The organism is Duganella guangzhouensis (genome assembly GCF_009674535.1).
Taxonomy (GTDB): domain Bacteria; phylum Pseudomonadota; class Gammaproteobacteria; order Burkholderiales; family Burkholderiaceae_D; genus Rugamonas; species Rugamonas guangzhouensis.
Window position 1 is genome coordinate 69493 of sequence record NZ_WKJK01000023.1, and the last position, 9216, is coordinate 78708.

The 9216-nt window shown below is 61.1% G+C and carries 10 protein-coding genes; 9 read left to right on the plus strand and 1 reads right to left on the minus strand.

From position 1 onward, the window contains the following. Positions 1 to 13 precede the first annotated feature (13 nt). Genes GJ699_RS29830 through flhA form a run of 8 tightly spaced genes read left to right on the plus strand, consistent with a single transcriptional unit; the run spans position 14 to position 7122 of the window. Positions 14 to 751 carry a sigma-70 family RNA polymerase sigma factor gene (locus GJ699_RS29830; protein ID WP_154383048.1) on the plus strand — a complete coding sequence of 246 codons (738 nt, stop codon included), beginning with the start codon at positions 14 to 16 and terminating at the stop codon, positions 749 to 751. A 51-nt stretch (positions 752 to 802) separates the two neighbouring features. Further along, positions 803 to 1381 carry a tetratricopeptide repeat protein gene (locus tag GJ699_RS29835; protein WP_154383049.1) on the plus strand — a complete coding sequence of 193 codons (579 nt, stop codon included), beginning with the start codon at positions 803 to 805 and terminating at the stop codon, positions 1379 to 1381. Between the two features lie 12 nt (positions 1382 to 1393). Beyond that, the gene (locus GJ699_RS29840) at positions 1394 to 1774 is read left to right on the plus strand and encodes a hypothetical protein (RefSeq protein ID WP_154383050.1); all 381 of its coding nucleotides are present in this window, start codon (positions 1394 to 1396) and stop codon (positions 1772 to 1774) included. A 9-nt stretch (positions 1775 to 1783) separates the two neighbouring features. Continuing rightward, positions 1784 to 2923, plus strand: a complete 1140-nt coding sequence (locus GJ699_RS29845; RefSeq protein ID WP_154383051.1) for a tetratricopeptide repeat protein — start codon at positions 1784 to 1786, stop codon at positions 2921 to 2923. Positions 2924 to 2953: 30 nt separating this feature from the next. Further along, positions 2954 to 3220, plus strand: a complete 267-nt coding sequence (gene fliQ / locus GJ699_RS29850) for a flagellar biosynthesis protein FliQ (protein WP_154383052.1) — start codon at positions 2954 to 2956, stop codon at positions 3218 to 3220. 3 nt (positions 3221 to 3223) lie between these two features. Next, positions 3224 to 3988, plus strand: coding sequence for a flagellar biosynthetic protein FliR (locus GJ699_RS29855; protein WP_154383053.1), 765 nt, complete (start codon positions 3224 to 3226; stop codon positions 3986 to 3988). Next, positions 3989 to 5074, plus strand: coding sequence for an EscU/YscU/HrcU family type III secretion system export apparatus switch protein (locus GJ699_RS29860; protein WP_154383054.1), 1086 nt, complete (start codon positions 3989 to 3991; stop codon positions 5072 to 5074). Further along, positions 5074 to 7122, plus strand: a complete 2049-nt coding sequence (gene flhA / locus GJ699_RS29865; RefSeq protein ID WP_154383055.1) for a flagellar biosynthesis protein FlhA — start codon at positions 5074 to 5076, stop codon at positions 7120 to 7122. The genes GJ699_RS29860 and flhA overlap by 1 nt, the downstream gene beginning before the upstream one ends. Positions 7123 to 7166: 44 nt before the next feature. Here flhA and GJ699_RS29870 read toward each other — a convergent pair whose 3' ends face one another. Then, the gene (locus GJ699_RS29870) at positions 7167 to 8225 is read right to left on the minus strand and encodes a hypothetical protein (RefSeq protein ID WP_154383056.1); all 1059 of its coding nucleotides are present in this window, start codon (positions 8223 to 8225) and stop codon (positions 7167 to 7169) included. A gap of 468 nt (positions 8226 to 8693) precedes the next feature. Here GJ699_RS29870 and GJ699_RS29875 point away from each other — a divergent pair, with 468 nt between their 5' ends. Continuing rightward, complete coding sequence (locus GJ699_RS29875; protein ID WP_154383057.1) at positions 8694 to 9056, plus strand: integrase core domain-containing protein; 363 nt, start codon at positions 8694 to 8696, stop codon at positions 9054 to 9056. Positions 9057 to 9216: the final 160 nt, after the last annotated feature.

The following is a 9216-nucleotide window of genomic DNA, read 5'->3' on the forward strand; positions in this document are numbered from 1 at the left end:
CGTGGGCGCGAGCATGCATGTCGATACCGGAGAGACCGCGGCGTTATGGGAAGAGTTCGCCCGTAGCCGCGCGGCCGCGCTGCGGGAGCGGCTGGCGTCCCATTATCTGCCGTTCGCCCGCATGCTGGCGGCCAAGATGTATGCAAACCGCACCCATCTGCAGGTGGAGTTTGATGAATATCTGCAGTACGCGCGGGTCGGCTTGCTGGAGGCGGTCGACCGCTTTGACAGCACGCGTGGCTTCAAGTTCGAGACCTATGCCGCCAGCCGCATCAATGGCGCTATACTCAACGGCATGGCCAGCTACAGCGAAGTGCACGAACAGATCGCCGCGCGCAAGCGGCTGATCGAAGAGCGCATGGCCTCGCTGAAAGAACCGGAGCGCACCACTCAGCGGCCCGACGATTTGTTCGGCTATCTGGCGGAATTGGCGATCGGACTGGCGGTGGGGTTTGCGCTGGATGACACCGGCATGTATCAGGAGCCGGAGCAGAGCGTATCCTACCGCGACTACACCTATGCCAGCGTGGAGCTGGCCCAGTTACGCGCACGGCTGAAAGCACTGTTGGACACGTTGCCGGCGCGCCATGCCCAGGTGATCAGGGGGCACTATCTGCAGCAACTGCCGTTCGAGCAGTTGGCGGAGATGCTGGCGCTTAGCCGGGGGCGCATCTCGCAGATTCACAAGGAGGCCTTGCTGAAACTGCGCGAGGGCCTGCGCGCGACGCCGGAATTGAATTGGAGTGGATAGCCGTACATCACCCGTATGACGTATGCTTAATCGAAATGAATGGAGTGAACCATGACTAACAGCACACTGGCCATGCTGGACCAGGCGGAACTGCAGCAACTGGCGCTGAACGCCAGTACTTCTGGCGATTCGGCCAGCGCGATAGCCTATTTGAAGGAAGCCGTATCGCGCGCCGATGCGACCGCGATTGCCCACTACCTGCTGGGCGCCGAATATGCGCAGATCAAGATGTACCAGCGCGGCATCGACGAGATGGAGGCGGCGATCGCGCTGGATCCGGCCCTGTCCATCGCCCGACTGCAACTGGCCTTGTTGTGGCTGGGGCAGGACCGGGGCGCGCGCGCCGGCGAAGTGTTGCAGCCGCTGACCGAACTGGCGGACAGCAATCCACTGCACCATTTTGGCCATGGCCTGCTGCATTTGATCCGCGACGAGCGCTCCGAGGCGCTGCGCGCGCTGGGGCAAGGGGTGGCGCTGAACAGCGTCAATCCGGCGCTGAACGGCGATATGCAAAACATCATGCGCCATCTGGAGCAGGTTCCGGCTGACGCCGCCGCCGCGCCGGAAAGCGCCGCCGTGGAAGAGGGGCAGCACCTGTTTTTATCGGCCTACACCGGCCAGCGGCACTGATAAGCGGCGATCATGGCAACGTCTATCGATTCGGTCAGTCAGCTGGTCAAGGTGATTCAGAGCCAGTTGACGCAGCGCGCGGCCACGCCGACGGGCCAGCGCAAGGCGCCGCCGTCGACGCCAGCGGGGGCGCCGGCGCGTTACGCTCAGGAGCAATTGGGCGCCCTGATCGGTCAGCGCGTGCGTCAGATCGGGCGTGATGATCCACAGCGCGGCCGCAAGGCATTCCGGGTCTTTCTGGAAGCCGTATTGCTGTCGCATTTCGGCGAACGACTGATCAACGATCCGCGCTTTTTTCAAATGGTCGACGACATCCAGCTGGCCATGGAACGCGACGTGGCCTGCAATGAACTGGTGAACCGCGCCATACAGCAATTGCTGGGCGAGCCTTAAGGAAGAGTAATGAATGAAGTGACACAACAACTGCAGCGCAGCGAGGGCTATCTCGCGATTGATCCGGATAATCAGGAATTGCTGGCGCGGGTGATCGATCTGAGTTTGGCGGCGGCGGATCTGCCGCGCGCCAATGGGCACGCGCAGGCGGCATTGCGGCGTTATCCGGACGATCCCTGGTTTCAGGCGCGGTTGGGGCAGATCCATCTGGCGCAGCAGGACTGGACCGGCGCCGAGGCGGTGTTCGCGTCCTTGTTCAGCCGTCATCAAGACATCAACCTGGCCTACAACCTGGCTTACGCGCTGCAGCGGCAGGGGCGGCATGCGGAAGCGGTCGGCGTCATGGCGCCCTACGAACAAGCCAGTGAACTGTCGTCCGCGATGCTGACGCTGATCGTGCGCAGCCTGCATCACATGGGGGAGGGCGACCGCGCTCTGGCGCTGGCCGAGCCGCAACTGGCACGCTGCGGCAACGATGCCGAGTTGCTGTCGGCGCTGAGCCTGATCTGCTTCGACGCCGATCGCCTTGAACAAGCCGAGCAGTTGAGCGCCGCCGCCATGGCGCTGTTGCCAACGGCGGACGCCGCCCCGCTGGAAGCGCTGGTCACGTCCGGTTCGCTGGCGCTGGCGCGGGTTGACAGCGATGCCGCGATCGCACGCTTCCAGCAAGTGTTGCAGCGTAATCCGGCCGAAGGGCGCAGCTGGTCCGGCCTGGGCACGGCGAGCCTGCTCAAGCGCGACCTGGCGGCCGCTCAACAGCAGCTGGAGCAGGCGCTCAAGTTCATGCCTGGTCACATCGGTACCTGGCATCTGCTGGGCTGGGCACGGATTTTCGCGCGTCAGCTGGATGGTGCCCGTGCCGCCTTCGCGCAGGCGCTGTCGCTGGACCGCAATTTCGGCGAAAGCCATGGCGGGTTGGCCGTGGTCGCGGCGCTGCAGGGACAGCGCGACGAGGCGCAAGCCGAGATCGATCGCGCGCTGGGTCTGGACCGCGACAGTCTGGCGGCGCGTTATGCACAGATGATACTCGGCGGGCAGACCGAAGATCCGGTGCGCTTCCGCGCATTGGCGCAACGTCTGCTGTCGTCGCGCGCGGCGCCGTTCGGCCGCACTGCGGGCGAACTGTTGGAACGCTATGAAGCCAGTTAAGAACCGCGTTGCCGGCATGGAGTTGGGCGTATGAGGCCGGATCTGGCGCTGCAGCTGCTGGCCGATCTGCTGTGGAACGCGCTGCTGATTTCAGCGCCGTTGCTGGCCGTGACCCTGCTGGTTGGCTTATTGATCAGCGTGATCCAGGTGGTGACCCAGGTACAGGAAGCGTCGCTGACCTTTATCCCGAAAGTCATCGCCGCTGTGGTGGTGCTGGTGGTGTGCGGGCCGTGGATGCTGAAGCGCCTGGTCGGCTTCTCCACTACCCTGATCGCCAACATCCCGACCTATTTCTGAGCGATGACCATCAGTGTCGACCTGGCCTGGATGTTGGCCGTGTTTTGTACTTCCGTGCGGCTGGGCGTGGTGTTGCTGCTGTCGCCGTTATTGTCCGGGCTGAGCGGGCTGGCGTCGGTACGGGTGCTGCTGACCCTGACACTGAGCGCGCTGCTGGTGTCCGGCCTGGGCACGGCATTGCCGGCACCGCCGACCACGATCGGACCGCTGCTGTTGGCGGCACTGGCCGAGCTGGTAACCGGCCTGACGCTGGCGTTCGGGGTGTTTGCCGCATTCGGCGCTTTCGCCTTGGCGGGCAAAATACTGGATGTGCAAACCGGCTTTGGCCTGGGCAGCGTGTATGACCCGGTAACGCGTGGCGGCGCGCCACTGTTTGCCACCATGCTCAACATGGTGGCGGTGGTGTCGTTCTTTGGTATGGATGCACATCATGCGCTGTTGCGTGGCTTTGCTTTTTCGCTGCAGCAGATCCCGCCGGGTTCCGGCTTCCATGGGCTCGATGCGGAGCCGGTGCTGCGCCAGTTCGGGTTGATGTTTTCGCTGGGCGTGGCGCTCATCATTCCGGTGATGCTGTGTTTGTTATTGACTGAAACCGGGCTGGCGGTGGTATCGCGCGTGCTGCCGCAGATGAATGTGTTCGTAGTAGGCGTGCCCGTCAAAATCGTGGTGGGACTGGTGGTGCTGATGTTGTCGCTTGGCGGTCTGCAGCCCTTGATGGCGCGTGTTTATGGTTCGATTTTTATTTATTGGGAACAGGTGTTGAGCTAAATGGCTGAGCAGGATAGCGACAGGTCAGAACAGGCCACACCGCACAAGCTGCAGGAAGCGCGCAAGCAGGGTTCGGTCGCGCGCAGCAATGACTTCAACGCGATGGCCATGATGGCCGCGCTGATGGTCACGGTGTATGCCGTCGGCTGGGATGCCTTGCGGCAGATGCTGGTGCTGCAGCAAAAAATCCTGGCATCGGCGCGGCATCGGCAGTGGAGCGTGGAAGCGGTGGCGGCCTGGCTGGGGCAGCTCCTTAGCGCGGGCCTGCAGGTGCTGGCGCCGCTGTTTCTGACCTTGGTGGTGACCGCCGTACTGACTAATCTGATCCAGACCGGACCGATTTTCAGCCTGCATCCCTTGAAACCGGATCTGCAACGGCTGAATCCGGTTTCGGGTTTCAAGCGGATCTTCGCGATGCGCACCTTGTTTGAATCCGCCAAAAGCATCATCAAGCTGGTGATACTGAGCCTGGTGGTCTATATGCTGGTGCGTGGCGCCATCCCCGGCCTGATGGGTTTACCGCTGGTCGAGCCCAAGGGATATTTGCGCTTGCTGCTGGCCCTGGCCGGTTCGCTGCTGGTCAAGCTGGTGTTGACGTTATTGTGCATCGCCTTGATTGATGTCGGCTTCACGCGCTGGGAATTTGCCAAGCGCATGCGGATGAGCAAGCGCGACATCAAGGACGAATTCAAGAACCGCGAAGGCGATCCGCGCATCCGCGCCCGCATCCGCGATCTGCGCAAGGAGGTGCTGAAGCGCAGCAAAGCCACCGCCAAGGTGGCGCAGGCGGACGTGCTGATCACCAATCCGACCCGGCTGGCGGTGGCGCTCAGCTACAGCCACGGCAATTCGGCCGCGCCGCAAGTGGTGGCCAAGGGCGCGGGCGAGCTGGCGCGCAAGATGCGCGAATTGGCCGGACGCCATCAAGTGCCGGTGGTGCAGAACCGCGCACTGGCGCGCGCGCTGTTCCGGGAGGTGGATTTCGACGGATATGTGCCGGAAAAACTGTATCCGCAAGTGGCCAAGATCATGGTCTGGGTGTATGCGATGCGCGACGCTAAGCGCGCAATGAAAAAGGTGGTTTGATGTTGTCTCTACGTCGTATTTTTAACAGCAATACCGATCTGGTGATGGCTTTGCTGGTGGTAGGTATCCTGACCGTGCTGTTCGTGCCGATTCCTTCGGCCACGCTGGATTTCCTGATCCTGACCAACATCAGCTTCGCGCTGCTGATCCTGCTGCTGACGTTTTACATCGGCCGTCCGGTGGAGTTCTCCACCTTTCCATCGCTGCTGCTGATTGCCACGCTATTCCGGCTGTCGCTGAACGTCGCCGCGACCCGGCTGATCCTGACCGACGCCGATGCCGGCCGCGTGATTTCGGCGATCGGCGCCTATGTGGTTGGCGGCAATTACGTGATCGGCGTGATCGTGTTCCTGATTCTGGTGGTGGTGCAGTACGTGGTGGTGACCAGCGGCGCGCAGCGGGTGTCCGAAGTGGCGGCACGGTTCACGTTGGACAGCATGCCAGGCCAGCAGATGAGCATTGACGCCGACCTGAACATGGGTTTTATCGACCAGGACGAGGCCAAGCGGCGGCGCAAGATGCTGGAGAAGGAAAGCGGCTTCTACGGCGCGATGGACGGCGCCAGCAAATTCGTCAAGGGCGACGCCATTGCCGGCATCATTATCATGCTGATCAACATTATCGGCGGTCTGGTGATCGGCGTGATGCAGATGGGTATGCGCTGGGACCAGGCGCTGCAAACCTTCACCCTGCTGACGGTGGGCGATGGCATCGTAACCCAGGTGCCGGCGCTGGTGATTTCGGTGGGCACCGGCATTATCGTCACCCGTTCGGCTTCCGACGGCAACCTGAGCGGCGAAGTGCTCAAGCAGATTACCGCGTTTCCCAAGACCTTGTTTATCGTGGCCGCCGCGCTGCTGCTCATCATGGTGTTGCCCGGCATACCGGCGATCCCCGTGCTGGTGCTGGCGGCGGGGCTGCTGGGCACTGGCCTGATCGTACGCCGCAAGGCGCAGGAAGAGGGCGATGCGGCGGCCGCTGCCGCCGACAAGGACGAGTCGGCCGAAGCCGACAAGGACGCCTACGAAATGCTGAAGGTCGAACCGGTCGAGGTCCAGGTCGGCAGCAATCTGGTGCCGCTGGTGAGTGGCGAAAAGACCGTCTTCATGGAGCGCATCGCCGCCATCCGCAAACAGTACGCGCTCGATTCCGGCATGGTACTGCCGCCGGTGCGCTTCCGCGATGCGCCTCAGCTTGGCCCCAATGCCTACGAGCTGCAGATTTTTGGTGTACCAGCGGGCAAGGGCGAAATCATGACCGACCGCACGTTGGCGATCCATGCCGGCGGCGATCAGCGCACTGTCAAAGGCATCGCCACCCGCGAGCCGACCTATGGCTTGCCGGCGATCTGGATCGAAGAGAGCGAACGCGAGCTGGCGCGCGCGGCGCGCTACACGCTGGTGGACGCGCCAACCGTGTTCATCACCCATCTGAGCGAAGTGCTGAAGCAGCAATCGGCCCAACTGCTAACGCGTACCGAGACCGACAAGCTGCTGCAGCGCGTGCGGCAGCAGCAGCCAGGCCTGGTGGAAGAACTGATCCCGACCGTGCTGTCGGTCAGCGACGTGCAAAAGGTGCTGCAGAATCTGCTGAAGGAAAAGGTCTCGATCCGCAATCTTGAGGTGATCCTGGAAGCGCTGGTCGACATGGGGCGCAACAGCAAGGATCTCGGCTATCTGACCGAAGTGGTGCGGCAGAAGCTGGGCGCGGCGATCTGCCAATCCCTGCTGGGTGAGATGACCGCGCTGAGCGTACTGACGCTGGACCCGGGTGTTGAGCAGGTATTGTTGCAGAGCCTGCGCAATGTCGAGCAGGGCAGCAGCATGGCGGTCGATCCGCGCTATGCCGAACAGCTGCAGTCGCGGCTGTCCGCTGAATCGGACCGGATGATGAAGGCCAATATGCTGCCGGTGCTATTGTGCGCGCCCGACTTGCGGCGCCACGTACGCGCACTGTCGGAACGCATGATTCCCCATATGCGCGTGCTGTCGATGGCCGAGGTGCCGAATAACGTCAGCTTGAAGTCGTATGGTGTCGTGGCGCTATAAAAAAAGCCCAACCGGGTAAGTTGGGCCTTCTATGCCATCAGCGCTTATTGGTGCTGCATGTACCAGCTGCCGCCACCACCGGTGGATAGCAACCAGGTGCCGGCCATATAGCCTGGTGAATCGAGCGTGCCCTGGAAGGTCGGCGTCGTCACGCCGTTTGCGCTCAGGATGAAACTGAGATTGCCGCTGGCGTCGATTGCGCCGCTCAAGGCGAAGGTACCGCCCAGGCCATTGCTCTGACAAGAACCGTGCAATTGTCCGCTCAACTCAACCGTGAAGGTGCAGTAGCCGTGATCGGCCCCTGAGTAAACGCCCGCCCAGTCGCCAGCGAAGCGCTCGGTGCCGAGTTTCTTGCGTTGCGTGGCGGCGTGCGCATAGTAGAGCAGTTCGTCAGTCGTGGTGCGCGTGTTGTTACTCTGCGGTGCTGCCGTGGAGGTAAAGGTCCGCACCGCATCGCATTTGACGTCGACGCCGGAATCGGGATCAGCCCAGCAGGTATTTTCCGTGACCGTGGTGGACGTGGTCTGGACTGTGGTACTGGTGACGCTGTATTTGATGGTTGAAAAGGTGCCTGCGGCCACGGTAATCGTTTCTTGCCCTAGCACTTTGCCTTTGGTCGAAAATTGATAGCTTCCCTTGGCGCCGGTGCTAAAACAGCTGTAGCTCGCGGTAATGCTGTTGTCCCATACGGTATCGATTCGTACCGTGGCCGGCAGGCCGTCCGGGAACGATGGCAAGTATTCGGTGGTGCAGCTCCCAGGCTTAACGTTCTTGGTTTTTTTGCCGTCCTGGTCATAGGTGTCAGTGCTTGCCGTGATATCAGCACCGCTGAATTGCGTCATTTCATTATGAAGATTTCCATTCTGTTCGCTCACGTATTTGGTGTAGTACGCTGAGACCGTACCAGGTTTGGTATCGCCGTACTGAATGGTTTGCACCGATTTGTAGGTAGTAAAGTCGCCCACCGTGGCGGCTTTACGACTAAACACGCCCGGCGTTGGCGCCGGAGACGCTGGTGCTGCACCAGTGCCGCCACCGCCGCCACCGCAGGCGGTTAAGATGAGGCCGGCCATACTGCAGGCGATAATTTTGGACCACGACATTTGTATTTCCATTGTATTTTTTAGAGGGCGAAGTGATGATGTGCAGAAAATGCACATGAGACGCCAAAAGGTGCGTTCACAGAATGTATCCCCGGATTTTGGAAATGGTTTAGAGGTTTGCTGAAACGGCTCAGCTGCATATAACGAGGGAGTGCTAGTTTTGCGAAAACGGGTGTCTCCGTAGGCTGCACTTGGGTACGCGAACTACTTATCCGCGAAGCACATATCGCCTTGCATCGTCAGTGCGAACTGAAGCACAGAGTGCCGGCAAGGCAGCCCAACGATTGTATGTGGGGAATCGATACCACATGCGTCACGGACGGCGAGGGGATACAGCACATCGTGTTAGGCGCGATCGATCATGGCAGCCGCCTCAACCTGATGCTGCGCCACCTGAAACGGTTTAGCCAGTGAGCACCGCTTGGCAGCCTGTTCCTGGCCATCGGCCAGTATGGTCGGCCGAGCTTTATGAAGACAGACAATCATCCGGTATTTCGCGGCAAGCTAGTCAAGCGTGTCTTGCACTGGAGTGGTGTCGGGCTGCGGCACTCGCGCCCGGCACGGCCGTGGGAAAACGGCTATATCGAAAGACTGTTCGGGACGTTCAAGCACAGCCTCTGCGACTACCTGATCGCGGATGCCGCTCAGTTGCGGGGCGCGCTGCCCGCATTCCAGTTTTGGTACAACGTCACCCGGCCGCACCAGCACTTGGGTGGCCAGACACCGCAACAAGCGTGGCTGGGTATTGATCCTTGGACCACGGCGCCGCGCGCATCACATAAATTCAGCGCATGGGGAGGGCGCTTGCGCGGAATGGTGTTGCGCCATTAGCCGTACGCTCGAATTGGTAAAGAACGAGGCTGATGTGCTGGCCGGGGTCAGCTCGTTCATTCACGTCAGTTCTGCCTGTTTTTGTGGCAGGTAGATGCCAGAGCGTGCTATTTATGCTTGCAAGATCAACCAATAGCCCAAGATTTTATTAAGAAAGTGG